This is a genomic window from Hominiventricola filiformis (assembly GCF_020686965.1).
Taxonomy (GTDB): domain Bacteria; phylum Bacillota; class Clostridia; order Lachnospirales; family Lachnospiraceae; genus Hominiventricola; species Hominiventricola filiformis.
In genome coordinates this window covers 17150-37435 of record NZ_JAJEPS010000012.1, presented here as the reverse complement: position 1 = coordinate 37435, position 20286 = coordinate 17150, and the positions used below count along the sequence as shown (strand labels likewise).

14 protein-coding genes are annotated in these 20286 nt (G+C 41.7%); all 14 read right to left on the bottom strand.

Going from position 1 to position 20286, the window contains the following annotated elements; translation table 11 throughout:
- Positions 1-17: 17 nt before the first annotated feature.
- The 14 genes from LKD36_RS11990 to LKD36_RS11925 all read right to left on the bottom strand — a co-directional run bounded on the left by LKD36_RS11990 (position 18) and on the right by LKD36_RS11925 (position 20265).
- On the bottom strand, positions 18-1484 hold the full coding sequence (locus tag LKD36_RS11990; protein ID WP_054335617.1) for an ABC transporter ATP-binding protein: 1467 nt from the start codon (positions 1482-1484) through the stop codon (positions 18-20).
- The gene (locus LKD36_RS11985; RefSeq protein WP_055222061.1) at positions 1481-2233 is read right to left on the bottom strand and encodes an energy-coupling factor transporter transmembrane component T; all 753 of its coding nucleotides are present in this window, start codon (positions 2231-2233) and stop codon (positions 1481-1483) included. Before LKD36_RS11985 ends, LKD36_RS11990 begins: the two co-directional genes overlap by 4 nt.
- Positions 2233-2829, bottom strand: a complete 597-nt coding sequence (locus LKD36_RS11980) for an MptD family putative ECF transporter S component (protein ID WP_015535748.1) — start codon at positions 2827-2829, stop codon at positions 2233-2235. Before LKD36_RS11980 ends, LKD36_RS11985 begins: the two co-directional genes overlap by 1 nt.
- Positions 2830-2959: 130 nt before the next feature.
- Positions 2960-3925, bottom strand: a complete 966-nt coding sequence (locus tag LKD36_RS11975) for a helix-turn-helix domain-containing protein (RefSeq protein ID WP_015528443.1) — start codon at positions 3923-3925, stop codon at positions 2960-2962.
- Between the two features lie 299 nt (positions 3926-4224).
- Positions 4225-4959, bottom strand: a complete 735-nt coding sequence (locus tag LKD36_RS11970) for a class I SAM-dependent methyltransferase (protein WP_055222064.1) — start codon at positions 4957-4959, stop codon at positions 4225-4227.
- Complete coding sequence (locus LKD36_RS11965) at positions 4952-6052, bottom strand: Gfo/Idh/MocA family oxidoreductase (protein WP_055222066.1); 1101 nt, start codon at positions 6050-6052, stop codon at positions 4952-4954. Before LKD36_RS11965 ends, LKD36_RS11970 begins: the two co-directional genes overlap by 8 nt.
- Positions 6049-7074, bottom strand: a complete 1026-nt coding sequence (locus tag LKD36_RS11960; protein WP_118721479.1) for an NmrA family NAD(P)-binding protein — start codon at positions 7072-7074, stop codon at positions 6049-6051. Before LKD36_RS11960 ends, LKD36_RS11965 begins: the two co-directional genes overlap by 4 nt.
- Complete coding sequence (locus tag LKD36_RS11955; protein ID WP_308459728.1) at positions 7064-8701, bottom strand: AMP-binding protein; 1638 nt, start codon at positions 8699-8701, stop codon at positions 7064-7066. The genes LKD36_RS11960 and LKD36_RS11955 overlap by 11 nt, the downstream gene beginning before the upstream one ends.
- A gap of 21 nt (positions 8702-8722) precedes the next feature.
- Positions 8723-16396, bottom strand: coding sequence for a non-ribosomal peptide synthetase (locus LKD36_RS11950; protein ID WP_227589479.1), 7674 nt, complete (start codon positions 16394-16396; stop codon positions 8723-8725).
- Positions 16397-16410: 14 nt separating this feature from the next.
- Positions 16411-18000 (bottom strand): (2,3-dihydroxybenzoyl)adenylate synthase, encoded by a 1590-nt coding sequence (locus tag LKD36_RS11945; RefSeq protein ID WP_227589480.1) that lies wholly within the window; start codon positions 17998-18000, stop codon positions 16411-16413.
- A gap of 1 nt (position 18001) precedes the next feature.
- Entirely contained in the window at positions 18002-18688 is a 687-nt protein-coding gene (locus tag LKD36_RS11940) for a 4'-phosphopantetheinyl transferase family protein (RefSeq protein ID WP_117457266.1), read from the bottom strand.
- A gap of 10 nt (positions 18689-18698) precedes the next feature.
- Entirely contained in the window at positions 18699-19418 is a 720-nt protein-coding gene (locus LKD36_RS11935; protein WP_179961961.1) for a thioesterase II family protein, read from the bottom strand.
- Positions 19419-19507: 89 nt separating this feature from the next.
- Entirely contained in the window at positions 19508-20107 is a 600-nt protein-coding gene (locus tag LKD36_RS11930) for an accessory gene regulator ArgB-like protein (RefSeq protein ID WP_055650139.1), read from the bottom strand.
- The gene (locus LKD36_RS11925) at positions 20107-20265 is read right to left on the bottom strand and encodes a cyclic lactone autoinducer peptide (RefSeq protein ID WP_005344225.1); all 159 of its coding nucleotides are present in this window, start codon (positions 20263-20265) and stop codon (positions 20107-20109) included. The genes LKD36_RS11930 and LKD36_RS11925 overlap by 1 nt, the downstream gene beginning before the upstream one ends.
- Positions 20266-20286: the final 21 nt, after the last annotated feature.

The following is a 20286-nucleotide window of genomic DNA, read 5'->3' as shown; positions in this document are numbered from 1 at the left end:
TTCATAATTTCTAAAATTCACTGGCGGATTCGGAAAAAATCCAAAACCTTTTTACTGCCGGATTCGTCCAATGGATAGCTTTCTTTTACTTGCCCTTTTTCCATATGGACTACATACGAACATCCCGCCATCACCAACTCCGGATCATGCGTAATAACAAGAAGCGTTTTGCCCTGATCCGCGAGTGACTTCAAACTCCGCGCAACTTCCCTCATATGTTTGAGATCAAGCCCGCTTGTTGGTTCGTCAAACACAATGATCTCCCGGTTACTCACAATGGCAGACGCGATCGCTACCCGCTGTTTTTGCCCGCCGGAAAGAGAAAGCGGGTGCCTGTCTTTATATTCCAGCAGATCAAACTGTTTAAGGATTTTATCCACAACAGTTTCATCCTTGTTGTCCATGCTCAGAAGCACTTCATCCGCCACGCTTTCGGTAAATAGCTGATGGCTGGTATCCTGCATTACCATGTAGCAATGTTTGAGCCGGGCTTTCCAATCAAGGGTTTTCCCCTCAACCTGCAAAAAGCCACACTTCTTTTCCAGTCCGCAAATACAGCGGGCCAGAGTAGATTTTCCAGCGCCATTCAGACCGATAATGGCAATCGTTTCTCCAACAGGCAGTTCTGCACTCGGAATATGGAGGCTTTCCGGTTCGCGCTTTTTATACGCAAAGCAGAAATTTTGAAATTCCATCTGTTTAGCTGTATGCGCCTGATACTGATTCGCAGGCTTCAACTTCGAGAGAGAAAACGGCCGCAGCCCTATTTCTTTTCGAGTGCCATCCGATAAGCTGTCAAATTCAGCAGGCGTGTATTCCCGTTCAATCTCCCCATCTTTTACATACAGCACACGATCTGCAAGATCGTGAAGGTAGTAAAGGCGGTGTTCTGCGATCAGAATTGTTTTGCCCTGCTTTTTCCAGAGGCTTAGGACCTGCCGCAGGTCATCAATAGCAGCCATATCCAAATTAGAAGATGGTTCGTCCAGGACCATAATTCCCGGCAGCAATACACTTGATGAAGCACAGGCTATTTTTTGCTTTTCGCCTCCGGACAGAGCAAACACGCTTCGCCCCATCAAATCTTCAATATGATAATCGGAAACTGTCCGGTCAATCCTTTTCAGGATATCCTCCTGAGGATAGCCTAAATTTTCACAGGCAAAGGCTAATTCACTATCCGTATCCACGTTGAAAAACTGACTTTTGGGATTCTGGAATACAGATCCCACCATAGCAGCCAAGTCATAAAGCGGCGTATCTGATACGCTTTTTCCGTCCAGAAGGACATCGCCCTCTAATTTGCCCTCGTAATAATGAGGCACCAGCCCGTTTACCAAACGGGTAATCGTTGTTTTCCCACAGCCGGATTCTCCCGTGAGTAAAACAAATTCCCCTGTGTTTATGGTGAGATTGACATTTCTAATCCCTCCGCCGCTGGATTCTTCACCATAAGAAAAAGAAACATTTTGAAAATCTATCATGGCAAAATCCCTCCTGCGGAAATTATCGGGGAAGCAATCGCCCAAAACACTACAAAGCAACAAAACAAGATCAGCACCACATCGGCAAAATTGAATTTAAGCTGGCAAATGTTTGTGCGTTTGACAGGAGCGCCGAGGCCACGGGTAATTGCCGCAGCGGAAAGTTCCTCACCGATTTTCACGGAGCAGGTAATCATCGGGATCAGCTTATACTCCAATATTTTTGAAGATTTTTTCCCTCCAAGTTTAATCCCACGCATTTTCATAGCGTCACTGATTGCTTCTGACTCCTGAAAGACAGTTGGAAAGAAGCGGAACATGACCGTTAAGGGGATCGTCACTTCTTTAGGCATATGGATTCTTTCCATGCCGGAAATCAATTCACTGACCGTTGTTGTTTTCACTGCATAGGCAGCAATCGCAACACTGGGAAGGATTCGGCAGAAGAATCCTATTGTAAACAGAACAAGGAAATTCAATATCCCCGTAAGGTGCGGCAAAACATAAATTTGGACAGCATAAAAAACAGAAAACACAGCAATATAGCCCACAGCTTTTGCACATTGTTTCGAGGTAAGCAGCAATATAGCCGGAACCACACAAAGAACAAGGCGGATCAGTCCCATAGCTTCTCCGCCTGTTCCACCCATGACAAAAATGCTTATGATGAAGATGAGCAACAGTTTTGTACGCGGATCGAGCCGCAACCCTTGTTCTGTTTTTTTGCTGAGCAGAATTTCCCGCGCCATTATGCAATACCGGCACGCTGGAAGTGCTTTTTGCAAATGGCTTTCCCAATCATACCTCCGACAAGGCCAAACACAAAGCAGGCAACCAGCAAAATAGGCGCAATCCACATAGGCATATATGTATTAAGGGTAGCTGCATATTCAGCGCCGTATCCTTCAGTCAGCATTACCATATAGCTTTCACGGTTCAGGAAAATGGGAGCAAAGTTGCCAAACACCCAGATGCTGAACACACCGCAGGAAAGGACTGTACTCTTTGCACTTTTGTAGTCTGCCTTTTTCAGGATCACGTCAGCCAACAGGCCGCCAACAAGACCAGTTACCATAGTAAGATAGCCGTTGCCGAAGAACACCATGATTAGGCCAATCAGGAAACCCATGATTGCAGTCATCCCGAATTTTTTAGCCTTTGTAACATACAGCATATAGGGGATGCCGCCAATCAAAGGACACAGCACCGCCATCAGCGGAATAAAAATGGGGATGAAGCCAAGCATCGCCACCAGCATAACAATGACGACATAGATGACGGTGTAGATGCCGATAGTAATTAAATCTTTTCCCTCAAGCCGGGAACTTTTTTTCTGGGAACTCATACCAGTATCCTCCTATCTAAAAAATGGTGTAGTTAGCATTTTCTAACTACACCACATATAATAACAATTTACGCCTACATTTCCAACCCAAAAACGGTTTTATTCTACCCAAAATCGGTATTTTTTAATTTTAACCAATCGTATTTTCCGTTTTATAGTTTTTAGGAATTACCCCATACTTCTTTTTGAATGCCGCAGCAAAGTTACTCGGTTTTGAATAGCCTACAAATGCTGCCACCTGACTTACGTTCAAATTACTTTCTAATAGTAGACTTGCCGCCTTTTCCAATCGCTGATCTATAATATACGCATGAACCGATGTTCCAAACAGCGAGGAAAAACCCTTTGACAATTTTGAAGTACTAATATTGACTTTTCGCGCCAATTCCTCACAACTTGGTGCCAAAGCAAGCTGACTGTCAATGATTCTCTTCGCTTCTATGATGGATTCTCGGTCACTTCTGGAAATTGCTATATAAGTTGACGCAAGAATACTCAGTTCCAAAATCTCACTCAAATATACAGATAACAACTCAAAAACTTTGCTTTCCAAAAACAGGTATCCCAATCCGCCGCGATATTGCGTGAAGTCTTTCAGTTCCGCAAAAATGTGCTCCATATAGGGAGTAATACCTACTTTTGATATACCTTCCAATAGTTTTTTCTGATAAACCTCAATCTCACCAACATCAAAATAGTCATTCATAATTTTACGGAAATACGACAATGGTACTTTTACATTTTTGAAAAGGAAATCGTTTTGTTTGGAATAGCACAGATATTCCATTTTCCCGTGTCCACGATAAATACAGGACTCACCTTTTTGTATGCTGATACTTTGTCGGCTATCTGCAATATTCCAGGAAACTCCATCATTGAAGCAGAACAACATTTGAATGTATTCTTCGCTACTCACTCCCTGCACGTTCATATCTGAAAAATAATTCATTTTCCAGTCCGAAACAACTGCTCCCTGTTTCGTGACCACCTGTAAAATCTGCCCTGTCCCCATGTCTGCTGGAATATCTATGGTTATTGTCTGCGGTGAATTAGAGAGCAGATCACGATAAAGATTATTCATGTATTGGTTTGTCATGTACAAGCATTCCTCCCGAAGTTAGATAAGACTAATTAAATTTTACAACTTCCAAAGTAAAAAGTCAAATTTTGTAATCATGTAAAAAGCAGACACTACTTAATGTAAATTACAAACTTCACTTACTTCCATTTCTTTCTGCATCTCACAAGACGATAAAGTCACTTTTAAAACCCATTGTACTGACAATTTAATATTAATTCTCATTATTCTCCCTGCACATCGCTAAATTATCTTATAAATATGGCATTTTAGGAACACCTGACAGTTCGAGAGTTAATTTTATCTGAAGTTCATATTTATCGTGCTTTTATTGCAAGTAATAATGTTTCTGATAATTTAGCTGTTCTAAAGTGCATTTTTGTCAATTGGTTTAAAATTTTTTCCACACTCTGATAATTCCACGACATTAGGCTATCTACAGTACTAACTATGTTTTTACCACAAAAAACTTTATAGGTCAATCTCCATGTCCATTGATCCATCCCCACTTGCTTTATATCGGTAATATACGTCTCATAGCGCAATCTTCCTTGAGTAGCCACCGATATTCTGCTTCCTACTGGCGCAACAAGAAATTTCGGTTCTAAAAGTTCTATCAGGATTGGGACATTTATATTCAAATTTTTATCTAATTTATACAATAATTTTTCTTGTTCATCCCTTTTTAAATGACCAAGTACTCCCATGCACATTACACCACTTATTTTATCTCGAAATGAATATTTACCTACATCTATCGGCAATAGAGAAATTCTCTCTTTAACTTCATTATGCTCCATTAATCTTGCCATAAACGCTGTTCTCATATAAGCCGATGGTTCTAAAGCAATTATTTCTTTATCACATATCATATTAGCCATCTCTATTGTTGTTTTTCCAGTTCCTGCACCTATATCCAAAATGATTCCATCTAAATCCTTAACCATATCAGCAAATTTGTTTAAAACAATTTTTTTGTTCCCTATCTGTGAAAGAGCTGATAAATCATAAAATTCTACTGTCTCTCCGTATACATTCTCAATTTCATTCAATCCCGTCATTCTCCTTTTTTATTAAATGTCTTTTTTCCAAATCATAAAATATATTTTTTATGTCACCAAAATTGTCATAATCAACGATATTCATATAGCCCACTTTCTGACATATTTCAGACCATAATTTTGATACATATATTTGATATTGCGCCATGGACATTTTTTCTGTTCTATTTTGCTTAAATAAAATCTCTAAAGCTTTCTTTACTGCATCCGGCCATATTTGTTCAAACGTTTCTTTTACTGATGGTAACATTACATTTCCTATAGTAACACCAGAGGGTATATTTACTTCCTCTTCTACATTAATACTTAGTGTTCCATATTCATCTCTTGGCATATGCAAGAAAGGAAGCCATATTACCGGACCATGGGTATTGACCAGACAGAGCCGCCCTGTGGAAAATGTCAATTCTATTCTATGATATAAATGTAATGGATGGTCTATATCGTTACGATCCACATTGGTATTCACTATAAATGTTACCGGAACCATTCCAATTATACCACTAATAACTCTGTTACCCCCTCCTGCCATAGAAGTTGTATAAGATTCTGCTACATTTCCCAATTTCCATGTTGATAAGCCTCCCAACGCACACCCCAATATATCTATTCCATCATATAATACATGTATAGCGCATTCCAAGGATGCATTTATAAGATGAGCATGTTTACTTATTATTTGTGCCGCCTCTAAAAAATCTCGAATTGGCTTGATATACCGATAAAATGGATTCAACATAAAAGCGGCACTTCCGGATTCTCTTATACAATTAACAATTTCTACCTCATGAGCAGGATGTTCTAATAATGTTGGTATCCCTTTTGCAAGTATACTTTTAGCTATATTGGCACCGTTTCCACCTCCAGCCGCATTAGGTACAACTACACATGCTGCATCAACATTTTGATTTATTTCTTTAATATCCGTATACATTGGCACATTTAGATTCTTTGAAAGAAGTCTGGATCTATCGCTTCCTTTTCCCAATATACCCATAAGCTCATATTCTTTACTTTCTGCAATAGCTTTCAAATAAATTTTCCCAAATCCTGTTCCACATACTAAAATCTGTTTTTTCTTCATATCTTTCCCTCTGATTTGAACTTATCTATTTTTTTAAGTTCATCTAACACTTGATATTTTTCAAGATAACTTGCCATTGTATAAATTCCATCCTTCCTAGGCATTTCAAATATTGCATTGGCAGTAATCGCTAATATTTCGCCAGTTAAAACACTCGGATTTTTTCCTTCAAAATAAATGCATCTACTATCATTTCCTTTATTTTGTCTTACCCATATAAAAGCTTTTTGGTTGCTATTTTTCTGTCCCATTAATGCATTTACTAAATCTTTTTTTTGACAATGCGCCTTATTTACTATTGAAAATAAACTTACAGGTGCCGCCGTATATGAATCAATATTAAGCATATATTTCCCTTGTATAATTTCTTGAATTTCTTCTGTAACATATGGCAATATAGATAATTTCGAAATTCTTGTTGGAAGATTCAGCGGACTTCTTTTCTGAGCAGGTAAAATTTTTCCATTTCGCACACATGCCATAGGAATTCCAGCTTTATAACTTTTTATTTCTTCCACATAATCGATTGCGGCAGCTTTTGAAAAATTATAGACACCTCCAATAATCATCTCTATTAAGTCATCATTGAAAGCTTCTTTAAGCACAGAAGACAACATCCATCCTGATAACCCCGGAAATATTCCCGAACCAACTATAGCGGTACCTTTCATGCTAGAATTCCTCATTTTTCTAATTAAATGAATTCCTCCTGGGTCAACATACGGAATATTCTCTGCCATTGCTCCAAGTAACATTTTTTCACTATAGTCTGCGGAAGGTCCGATTGCTCCTATTACCAAATCACTTCCTTTAAAGAATTTTCCAATATTACTTTCCTTATCAATATCAAGTTCAAATAATTGGATGTTGGGAGCCATATACATTCCTGTATCTTTTATTGTTTCTATATTCCGTACACTGACTCTTAATGAATAGCCTAACTTACTTAAAACCTTACACGCTGTCACACCAACAGTACCTGTTCCGCCAAGAATACAGATTGTTCTGCGATTATTTATCATTTTCTAGTTCCCTCATAATAATATCAAAAATGTCATTACTATTAGATTCAAATTCTCTAACGTTACCTAAAACAGCCTTTTCCCAAGATTTAATAGCAACTGAATTTCCGTCAATTATGCTTATATCTCCTAAATATAAATCACTTTCTTTTGCTTTAGATGGATTTATTAAAAAAATGCGGTTAATAATAATGTTTTCCCCCAATAGTTCACTTGCCTTAGTTATGCATAAAGAAGCCATTTCGGAAAAGGCAATAATATATTTCTTTTTAACATTTATGTCTTCATGACATCTTTCAATTATTTCTTGCCCTCCCACTCTCTTACAACTTATGTTTGAAGCGCTCAACTTTTCTATAAGAACATCTCTTATTTCATTTTCGTTATCCCCAAATATATATACAACAGTATATGAATTTCTTGTTTGATTTCCTGCATTACTATGCATTTGATTTTTTGAAGGATTTTTACAATCCGATATATACTGAGCAATCCCCATAATTGTTGGCATCGTCAACGATGCCCGTAATATTTCATCAAATCTCATGCCTTGTGCTTCTTGTATGTCACTAACTATGCGCCCAGAAATCTGAGATAATAACAAAGAATCAAGTCCATTTTCTAATAAATTATCTTCATAATCAATATAATCATTTCCAGAAATAGAGCATACGATTTTTTTGATACTTTTAGCAAGTTCTACATATTCCTTCTTTTGCGAAATTAAAGTTGCTTTTGCATTATGCTTTACCTTGATGTTCTTTTGTATACTCTCTGCCAGTCCTTTTCTGTCTATTTTGCCATTAGTAGAAAGTGGAAAACTCTCTACATTTACAAACTCTGAAGGAATCATTGCTGGTGGCAAAAAAAAGGCTAACTGCTTTCTGTATTCTTCTTTCGTATAGGAAATGCTCGATATTTTATTTTTTATAAAAGCTATCAGCACACCCTTCCCTATACTTTGATTATAAACCACGCAACAATCTTCAATATTTTGCATTCCACGTATTGCATTTTCTATTTCCGCAATTTCTATTCTATGCCCATTGATTTTTACCTGATTATCTAATCTGCCTAAAAATTCAATGTCGCCATTCTCTACATATCTTCCATTATCTCCAGTGAGATAAATCCTGTTCTTTTCTTCTTCCAGATAAACAAATTTTTCTTTTGTTAATATTGTATCTCCTAAATAGCCTTCTGCCAAAGAATATCCTCCTATGGCAATTTGCCCCGAAACATATTCCGGACAAATTCTCAATTCCTCGTCTACAACTCCCATCCACTGTCCAAGCAAAGCTTTTCCATATAATATAGTAGGCCTTTCTTCTATTTCATCAATTTCATGATATATAGACCAAATCCCACCTTCCGTAGCGCCTCCCAAACTAATCATTTGAGCGTTGGTCATAATCTTTCTTAGTCTTCCTGGCAGACTAGTATTTATCCAATCTCCGGATAACAGTACTAATCTAACTGTCGGATAACTCTCCGATTTAGACGCAAAAGCATCTAACATTTCCGCCTGCGCTGGAACACTATTCCACAAGGTCACTTTGTATTCATTAAGTAATCTGCCCCAATGGGATGCATCTGGTCCTTTTTCTGGATTCGGTAATACTATCATTATTAAATATGTATTTACTCATTACGTTTCCTCTAATATATATCTTTCGATTTTGCTGATAGTCGGATACTCAAATAACTTGCCGATATCCATAAAACACCCTATTTTCTCCGTCATTTGGTTAGTAATTTGTATTGCCTGTATCGAATTTCCACCTATTTCAAAAAAGTTATCATTTATATCAATATTTTCAATTTTTAAAACTTCTCTCCAAATTGCGAGTAATTGCTCCTGAAGTTGAGTAAGCTGTTTACAATTATTATTCTTTTTAAAAATAGGCTTTCTATTTTTTTCTGCAACAATCAAAATTTTATGAATATCCTTTTTCCCATTTGAATTAAGCGGAATAGCATTCGTTTTAATATATTCTGTTGGAATCATATAGATCGGAAGATCTTTTTTTAACATTTCCTTATAAAACTTGTCTATCCGGTCACGATACCTTTTTTCCTCTACTAATACAGCACATATGTCTTCTATCGCATTATCCCTTTTAAAAAAAACAAACGCTTCAGTTATACCTTGAATCCTTCGTAATGCAGCTTCAATTTCGCCCAATTCTACCCGATATCCATTGATTTTTACCTGATTATCCAATCTTCCAAGAAATTCAATATTACCTTCATTCCAATACCGTCCCACATCTCCAGTACAATACAATCGTTCCCCAGTTCTATCTAAAACAACAAACTTTTCTTCTGTTTTTTCATTATCGTTTAAATATCCCTGTGCAACGCCATCTCCGGCAATATAAAGTGTTCCCGGTACCCAGTCAGGGCAATCTTCCATATTCTGATCCAGAACATAATACTTCTGGTTTGCAAGCGGTTTCCCATACGGAATACTCTTCCAATCTTCCGGCACAATCTCTGGGATCTCGAAATGATTGGACCAAATACTGCCTTCCGTCGCTCCTCCAAGTGCAACAATCTCAACATTCTGAAACAGATTACGGATTCTCCCCGGAAGTGAAACCGGAACCCAGTCGCCACTCATCATTACCAACCGCAACGATTGTGAAGTTACCTGCCTTTGATATTCCTCATATTCTGCCAGCATTTCTACAAAAGCTGGCACGCTGTTCCATACGGTAATATTCTCATGATTCAACCAGTGAATCCAATGCGCTGGATCTTTTCCATATTCCGGATCCGGAAGAACCAATTTCCCACCTGCGCCTAAAACGCCAAAAACATCATAAACAGACAGGTCAAAATGAAGATTGGAGATTCCAAACGCCGTATCCTGTTCTGTAATCTGATAGCGTGCATTGATATCCAGTATTGTATTCACTGCATTATGGTGAGTAATCATTACTCCTTTCGGCATCCCGGTTGTTCCCGACGTATAGATTACATACGCAAGGTCTCCCGCCTTATTCTCCTGTGCTTTGTATTCAGAATCGGTTTTTAATCCAGACACAGAAATACAATCCCACTCGTGCAGCCATTCGGTATCCTGATCATACGCCTGATTCTGCACAAGAATGATTCTTGTTCCACTGTCACGGAGAATCTTTTCAACTCGTTCTCTCGGATTATGGATATCTATCGGAAGATATGCGGCTCCGGCAAACAGGATTCCATAAACAGCAACTACCTGCTCCCACCCTTTTTCCATAAATACAGCTACCGTCTCTTCTTTTTTTATTCCCATGCTCTTCAACTGCCCGGAAATGTAAAACGCCTCTTCTTTTATCTCCCGATAAGTCATCCGCCTGCTGCACGTTACCAGCGCCTCCTTATCCGGAAATTTGTCTGCCGCCTCCAAGAATAATCCATCCAACGTTTTCTCTTCAAATTCAGCCGCCGTTTCATTCGCCTGACGCCGTTTTTCTGAAATTTCCGCTGTTACCAGACTTGCCGTTTTTTCCTGCATGATCTCCGGATGAACTGCTAGCGTATGAAGCAGGCCGGTATATGCCCGGAACATCTCATCCAGCATTCCCGGATAAAATAATTCGTCCACGGAATCCCAAAACAGGCATAAACAGCCATCCATTTCAACCACCTGATGATCCAGCCACACCTGCGGCGTCTGTGAAATGTTATAGTTCAGTTTTCCAAGCCACTTTCCTTCATTCCACTGCTCCACGCCAAGGCCACTGGTAAACACTACCGGCATAATAGCGCCCCGCATATTTCCAGTCTTTTTCTTTAATTCGCGCTCCAGTTCAACCGCGCCATAAGCTGTATGCTCCAGATCTTCTGTAAGCTGCTTCTGAATTGCCTTTGTCCTTTCCGCAAAATTATTCCCTGCATTCTTTATCTCCAGCAATGTCAGTGTTGTAAAATCTCCAACCAGATTGTTCACTTCCGGATGCAATTGTTTCCGGTCAAACTGCGTCAGATTAAGTGTAAAATCCTTATTACCGCTCCACAAGCGGAGAGTCTCCGCATAAGCACTCATCAAAAGAACAGAAGGCGTTACCTCCAGTCTTCCCGCCGCGTCTTTTACAGACTGCCATTCTTTCTGTGACAGTTTTGCGCTCCGGCGACAGAAACGCTGCTCTGTAATCTGGCTTTCGTTCTTTGCAAGCGGCAGATCCGGTGCGTCCGCAAAAGTCTCCACCCGGTCTTCCCAATATTTTTTATCTTTCTCATAAGCAGAGGTAGACTTTATCTGCTCCAGTCCCAGCACGTAATCCCGGAAAGACAAAGTAATCGGCATTTCCGCTTTTCCATTTCGATATACTTCTGCCCACTCATTTAAGAGATGGAACATACTCCAGCCATCAAAGATAATATTGTCAAAACTGATATGGATTCTATGCTTCTGGTCCTCTATTTTAGTGATTCGCACATCAAACAGAGGCCATTCATCTGTCTGAATTACCTGATGAGACATCTCTGCCCGTTTTTCATCCAATGCCTTTTCTTTTTCTGTCACTTCCAATTGTCGGATATCCGTCACGTCAATATGATACTGGGGAGTATTCTCCAGTATGCGCTGCATACCATCCGGCTGGATAATAACACGCATCATCCCATGCCTCTGTATCAACAGATTCCATGCCGTCTCTGCGCACTCAGTATCAAGGCCGTCTGCATCCAGTTCAAAATAACAGTGCGTTGCAACATTCCCCAATTCATACAATCCGCTTCTGCCAAGCCAGTAAGCATACTGCACATCGGTTAATGGGAACGGATGATATGCTTCCTCCAGATTCGGTTTGATCTGCAGTGTATCTTCTTCTTTCTGTTCGGACTGTTCAATAGCTTTTGCCAGAGATTTTACGGTCAGATTTTCAAAAATCGTGCTGATCGTTATTTTGCAGCCGAAGGTTTTCTGTACTTCCGAGATCAACCTTGTGGCAATCAGCGAGTCTCCCCCAAGGCTAAAATAATTATCTTCAATTCCGATATTTTCATATCCAAATAATTGTTTCCAGATATCTAAAAGCTTTTCTTCTGTTTCTGTCGTTGCCTTTGAAAATCGGATAACCGCAGTTTCTTCTTTAAAATCTTCCCGCAATTGCTTCCTGTTAATCTTCCCATTGGACAATGTTGGGAGCTGCTCCATGAAATGATAATTCTGTGGAACCATATACTCCGGCAGTTTTTCTGACAGATATTCCCTTAGTGCTCCATTATGATAGGACAGGACAGACGCCTGCTGTCTGCTGCAGCATATACATCTTCCATATCTCTCTGTCACAGCACAGTCTTCGCCCAATCCTGCCTCTGATAAACATTCTCTCCACAGCAGGCAATCCGGGGTAACCAGCCCTGCTTCTTTTCTCTTGTCCCGAATATCCGCAAAACCATTTTCCAAAAAAGCCGCTGTAAGTTCCTGAAGGTATGTCCTTACCACAAGGTCAGTCATCAGCAATATTCCGTTTGGCTTCAGTAATTCCGCTACTTTCTTTACCGCATCCGCAGCATCAATATTTCTATGTAAAGCATTTACCGATATCACAATGTCATAACTATGCAAGGACATCTGCTGCTTATCCATGCCTTCTTCCAGATTCAGCATCTCAAACTCGACTCTCTCATATCCCGCAAGTTCTTTCTCTGCTTCCTGCAGAAAATATTTTGAAGAATCCGCATAAGTATAAGCCACGCTTACATCTTCCAGTGCATTCAAAAACTGTCTTGTAATTGCAGTGTCCCTTGTACCAATTTCTATAATCTGGAGTGGCTCTTTTCTGCGTTCTTCTGCCAGAAGCCTTAATCCCTGCACCAGTCTTTCCACTGTTTCCTCGCAGCCCGGAATCCTCCGAAGCAGCATATTCGGAGCCAAAGCCGGCTCTTTCTGGTAAAATACGTCCAGCGGAACTTCATTCCCAGTAACCATATGCTTCAGATACGGCTTCAGTTTATTAAAATACGTTTCCGTATCTCCAGCTTTTTCCGGTACAGCCACTTCCTTCCCGGTACGCGATAGTCTGCCGTCCTCTTCTCTCAGGATTCCTTCCTTCTTTAAAATTTCCAACCATCTTGCCACAGTATTCTTCTGTGTTTCCGTAATGCTCCCTTTTTCAAAAATTTCCTTCTGCGAAAGAACTTCCTTCTCTGATACAAAAATGCCTAACTCTATGAGTGTCTCCAGCATAAGCTGTACACATCTCTGGTCTGCATAGGCAAGGAAATTTTTGTATGCTGTCTTCCGTTCCTGCTGCATCTGCCAATTGCTGACATCATCCTTCAGTTCTTTCCAGCCCCCGCCAAAGATATCTGTGCCGTACAAATACGTTGTAACTTTAGAATCTTCCTGTATCGGCGCTCCGATATAAGCAGCCAGCGTTTTATTGCCATGACCATCACTAACTGTATCAACAACTGCATGAGCCACACCCGGAAACTCCTGAATCGCATGTTCAATTTCTCCCAATTCAATCCTGTGTCCACGGATCTTTACCTGATGATCTTTTCTTCCCAAAAATTCAATTATCTCATCATCCCAGATTCTTCCGAGATCACCGGTCCGATACCATCTTCCATACTGATCTGTGATAAATTTCTGCCCCGTAAGCGCAGAATCTCCCCTATATCCTTTTGCTACACCAAAACCGCCAATCCAGAGTTCGCCTTCTGCCCAGTAAGGGCAATCCCTTCCATACTCATCCACAACACGATATGCCTGATATCTGAGTGGCTTTCCATAGGGAATAGATTTCCAGTTTTTCGGCATCGGCAGGGTAACATTCTGATAATTGGACCAGATACTTGCCTCTGTAGCTCCTCCCATAGCGACAAACTGGCAATCCTCTGTCCATGCCGCAACCCTCTGCGGGAGATCCATCCCAATCCAATCTCCGGAAAGCATAACCGCCCTGATCGGCAGTTTCTGTTTCATGGATTCCGCCCGTATCAAAAGCATATCCAGAAGCACCGGCACTGAATTCCAAACGGTAATCTGATATTTCAACACTTGTTCCAGCCAGTAATCCGCATTCCTTCTCTCCTGCTCTGGAAGCAATACCAATGTTCCTCCTGCGCCTAAAATTCCAAAAACATCATATACCGACAGGTCAAAATCCATAGCTGATACAGCCAGCGCCCGATCTGCACTTGTCACATGGTACTTTTCATTAATATCCTGAACCGTATTCCATGCGCTTTCATGCGCAATCTCTACACCCTTCGGAACACCTGTAGAGCCTGACGTCATGATGATATAGGCGCTGTCCTTCGGCGACACCTCTGGCAGTCTCACATTTTCCTGTCCCTCTTCCATACCTTCCATCACAAGGATTTCCGTACCTTCCGGCCAGTCCAGTTTTTCGGATAATTCCCGATTCGTGACCACATAGCGGACTCCCGTCTTCTCATGGATTAACGCTCTCCGATCTTTAGGCTGGCTTAAGCTGACCGGAAGGTATGAATTTCCGGAAAGCAAAATTCCTAATGCCGACTCGATCTGTTCTATCCCGCGCGGCAGGGTAAGTGCAACCGGGACGCCCTTAATATCCTTTTCTGAAATTCCTGCCGCCACTGCTGTTGCCCGTGCTTTTAATTCCCCATAGGATACCGATCTTCCGCTTCCCGCATCAATAAGCGCAATATCTTCCGGGCAAACTTCCGCATGGTTCATAACAGCCCAATGCAGGCATTCCACACGCTCCGGCACTCCTGTACGCGCTGTATCTTCAATTTCTCTTTTTCTTTTTTCAGGAAGCACATCAAATCTCTGATTCCAGTCCTTCTTTCCCAATTCATGCAGAAGAATCTCAAAACTCTCCAACATATCCGGGATCATATTCTCCGGGAATAACTCATCCACGCTGTCCCATGTAAGCTGTACGCCATTTTCATCTTCATAACTCTGAAAATCATTCCACACCTGCGGCGTCTGGGAAATCATATAGGAAAACTGCCCCAGTTCATTCCGGAACGTATCATTTACCAACGGCGTTCCCAGATTGCAGGCAAAAACAACCGGCGCCACTGCCGATGCGTCACCACACATCTGCGCAATGTCTCTCTGTACTTGCACGCCGGAATATGCCGTATACTTCATATCCTCATGAAGCTGCTTCTGAATCCTGTCCAACAATTCCGCAAAAGTCGGATTTTCTTCGCAGTTAATCTCCAGCAATAACAGAGTAGTAAAATCTGCTATTACTTCCTCTAACCCCTGCTGCTCTGTTTTCCGGTTAAAAAACGGAATGTTAATAAGGAAACAATGATTCCTGCTCCATCGTTCCAGAACCACCGCATATGCAGTAAGAAGAACCATTGCCGGAGTTGTCTGGTATTTTTTTGCCCGCATTTGCAAATGATCCCATTCTTCCTTTTCGATTCTCACAATCCTGCGGTTGAACACCGTTTTTTCCACTTCTTGCGGACGTTTTGCCAATGGAAGGTCAGGGCCTTTTGGCAAATGCTCTAAACGATTCTTCCAGTATTTTTCTGCGTTTTTCCGTTCCTCCCCTTCTTCCTGTTTCTGCCGTTCTAGATAGGAAGCAAAATTCCACCCTTTTGATTCTTTCGGCAGGTTTTCCCCTCGGTAAGCAGATGCCAAATCCCTCAATAATATCTGCAGACTCTGTACATCAGCAACCAAAAGTGCCATGTCCACATGAAGGCGTGCCTTATTTTCAGGAAAAAGCGTAAGCTCTATTCCTGCTACTTCGCCTTCCTCAATCTTTAACTTCCGATGGGATAAACGTTCTCTGACAGATACTGCCATTGCCTCTGCTTCCTCAGATGACATCCGGGAAAAATCATGAACCTTTATTTTTTCACAATACGGCTTATCCAGGATTTTCTGTGTTCCATCATCCAAAAAGCAGGCGCGCAGCATAGGATGATGATACTGCAGTACATTCCATGCTTTTTCCAGACGCTCCGGATCTATATTTCCCCCATCAAACTCTAAATACGCATGACAGTCTATTCCTCCAAGAGCCTGTTCTTCATCCCTGCCAACCCAATATGCATACTGTACGTCTGTTAAAGGAAACGGCTGTTTCATATCCTTTTCCGGCGTTATCTTAGATTCTTGCGCCCGTTTTTTGCCCGCTTTTTTCTTCATGCTGCGCTGGATCAGCGCCCACCAGCCTTCAAGGGTAGGATTTTCCATCAATGAACCGAATGAAACCTTAACCCCCTGTTTTCTCCACTGGTTTACCAGACGCATGATTGTCAGGGATGAAAGCCCAAGCTCCAGCAGATTTTCGGAATCCCCCAAATCTCTGGCTACCGGCAGCTTTTGTTTGATCTGTTCCTTTATCTCTATATATTCCATGATTCTGTCTCCTTCTATTTTTCCTGCGCCATACGTTCTAATGCTTTCTTATCTATTTTTCCTACGCTGGTCAGCGGCCATGTCTCTACCCGTTCTATCTGATCCGGCATTTTATACGCCGCAACGCCTATTTCCCGCAGGAACCTGTGTATTTCCTGCAAATCGATCCCGGTTTCATCATCGGTCACAAGGAATGCACATATCCGGTTTCCAAGGGTTTCATCCGTAACGCCGACAACGGCTGCCTCTTTGATTTTCGAATGCCTGCAAAGATAAGCTTCAATCTCTGAAGGCATGATCTTTTCTCCGGCGCGGTTAATCTGCTCTTTGATCCTCCCGCCCAAACGTAACCTTCCGTCTTTCGTCCACATAGCTTTATCGCCCGTCCGGTAAAATCCGTCCGACGTAAAGCTCTTTTTATTCGCTTCCTCCGCCATATAATAACCATCAATCGTATACGGGCCTCTGGATAATAATTCCCCAAAAACTCCTTCCGGTACGGCCTTATCTTCTTCATCCACAATCTTCACTTCATCCGCAGGAGACACCGGAGTTCCCTGGCATCTTGCGATCAGGGAACCTTCATCCTCCGGGCTAGTAAAGGACAGTAGCCCCTCCGCCGTACCAAATACCTGCATCAGTTTACACGGCCATTCTTCAATGATCTTATCCGCAAGGGAATCTTCCAGCATTGCGCCGCCCACCTGCAAAATCCGCAGGCTGGATATATCATAATCTTCATCCCATTCCAGCATTTCCATGCACACAGTAACCATAGCAGGAACCAATGCCGTTATCGTGACACCTTCCTCTGTAATTGCGTCAAGGATATCATCCGGGCTGGTCGCAGACGCAAGCACAACTTTTCCTCCCACGTCCAGCGTGCCTAAAAGCCCCGGGCAGCATAACGGGAAATTATGAGCTACCGGAAGAGACGCCAGATAAACGTCACTGCTATCCAGACGGCATCTCTTCGCGGACATGCGGGCATTATACATATAATCCGTATGGGTGCGCGGAATCAGTTTCGGAACCCCTGTCGTCCCGCCGGACAGCAAAAGCACCGCCGTTTCATACCCATCCACAGCCGGAAATGCTCCATTTTCTCCATACGTTTCCGCAATCATTCCACTGATATCCCCGGATTCGCTATCTACAAATATATGCCGGATACATGAATATTTCTCTTTCATCGCATTTGCCATCGGCACATATGAAAATCCCAGATATTTCTCCACCACAATATAAGCGGCCGGCTTTGCCAGTTCAATAATTCCTTCCAGTTCCGCCTCCCTGTGGGCCGGCAGCATCATGATTGGCACCGCCCCAATCTTGGAAAGCGCAAAAAACACGATCACAAAAGAAATCCTGTTCGGAAGCTGCACAAGCACTTTGTCTCCCTTTAAAATCCCTTTACGCAGAAAAGCTGCCGCAAGACAATCTGCTTTTTGCTTTAATTCCATATAACTGATCTCGTCTTCACTGTCCGTGACCGCAATTCTTTCTCCATATTTTTCCGCCCACCTATCAAGCTGTTCTCCAAATCCACATCTCTCCCAGCCTTCCAGATTCTCATATTTGCTCATATCTTTCTTATAACCCATTTTATCTGTCTCCTTTCTTATGCGCCGCCACATACGCAGCATATCCTTTGATCCTGACCGGATACAGAAACCAGTCCTGATCTTTCTTATCTTTTTCTGCAATTTTCTCGTTTCTGACAGAGAAGAAATCCATTCCTCTTCCTAATCCAATTCCAAGCGCCTTTACATATGCCTCTTTCGCCGCCCAGTACTGAAAAAACAGATCCGGTCCTTCATTTTTTACATCTTCCGCTTCTTCTGCAGTATAAAAATTTTCCGCTATCTCCCTATAGTCCGGGCACTCTGCCATCTCCTGCACATCTACTCCGATATCCATTCCGACAGCGAATACCGCCAGTATGAATTCACCCGAGTGCGAAATGTTAAAATCCACTGTCCGCTTTCCCGCAATCTTTTTATGATAAGGCTTACCCAGTTCATTGACAGAAAAATCAATCGTTTCCATATCTAAGTATCTTTTTAAGAGGATCCGCACGACAACCTTCCCGGCTATATAACGCATCCTGTCTTCAGGAAAACGGAATCTTCCGGCTTGCTCCAATTCCTGCCCACTCAGGATATATTCATGGTTCTTCCAGAAATCTGTCATTTCAGGCCAGCGGATACACCATATATGTATCTCATTTTCACGGATATAAAGTTTGTCTGCTGACAGAAATTCCTTTTCTCCGTATCGTTTAATCTCCATTTTTCATTCTCTAAAGCAGTCTCATGACCTCACTTATTACTTCGTCTTCACAATCCCTCAGATAAAAATGTCCTCCCGGAAATATCCGGTAGTTAAAATCATTGTCCGTATACTTTCCCCATTCCAAGATCGCACTCTCATCCGCTTCGTCGTCCTTTTCTCCGCCAAATGCAGAGATAGGTGTATGCAGCACTACTCCCGCTTTATCATAATACGTTTCATCCATGGTAAAATCCGCCCGCAGCATAGGCAGAAAGAAATCCAACAATTCCTGATTCTCTAGTATCTCTTTTGGCGTCCCTTCAAATCTTCCCAGTTCCCTCTTAAACGCTTCATCCGGAAGATGATAGATTGGATTTGGCTCCGGAATACTAGGAACCCGGCTGCCGGAAATAAACAGACATTTTGCAGTATATCCCGCTGCCTCCAACCGTTTTTCCAGCTCATAAGAGATCTTCCCACCCATACTGTGTCCCCATAAGGCATACGGTCCGTACACAACCTTTCTTACAGCCTCTTCCAGGTCATCTAACATAACCGACATATCTATATACGGTTTCTCCATGATCTGTTCTTCCCTTCCCGGAAGCTGAACTGGACATACCGTTACTTTCCCCTGCATCTTTTTCGCCCACTGGTTATAAGCAGAAGCACCGCCTCCCGCAAATGGCAGACAAAACAAGGTTATTTTCTCTTTACTAATATTTTCCGTATTTTTTATCAATTTCATATTCACTTTTATATTCCTCTGGCATAATGTTCTTTTTCTCTCTGTTTACCATCATTTTGTAATATGTTTTTCTCAATCACTTCTTATTTCTACCTGTAATTAGTTACATCTAACTCTTTGTCAAAAAAATTTTTGATCCATCCCAATATCAAACCGGACGCCAAAACAATATGCGCTACCATAATCCCGTTTACGATCAGGGAATATCCAATCACAGAAAAAACACCTGCTATCGCGCATTCAATAACTAAAATTACCCTCGCGCGCATCCCATAAACTTTTTTCTCTTTCGCATCCAACTTCTTGCTGCTGGCATCTACCGGCGCCATGATAAATATAACGCCAACTGCGACAAACCATATGATCCGCATTTGCCATATTACAGCCGGAGCAGACGCCAGATACAGACTGCATAGAAGGACAAGGATACCGGAAACAGCCATGCAGCCCCCTGCCTTTTCCAAATGAATCCCTCCGGCATACTGCCTTAAAACAGTAAAGGGCAATAAAAAGACTATCATCTCCATCCAATTCCCCGTTATGATGCCAAGTATGACGATGATAAGGTATATTACCACCCTGCCCAGCAGTACGCCGTAAGCATATTCATACAGCCTGCGGTCTTTCTCTTCAAGAATCCCATTCCTGCTTTGTAGTTCAAAAAGCCGGCCAGCCATTTTTTTCCACACTAGAATTTCCTCATTTTCTTAACTTCTTCCGGCTCATCTTCCTGATAGTACAGCCAGTTGCACGCCAGATTTGCCGTATACGCCGTCAAGCAGAGTGCAAGACAGTTTACAGCTCCAAGCAGTTTGATTCCCAGGTTTTTTCTGATTATTTTTTTCATAGTTACAAAGCCTCCTTTTTT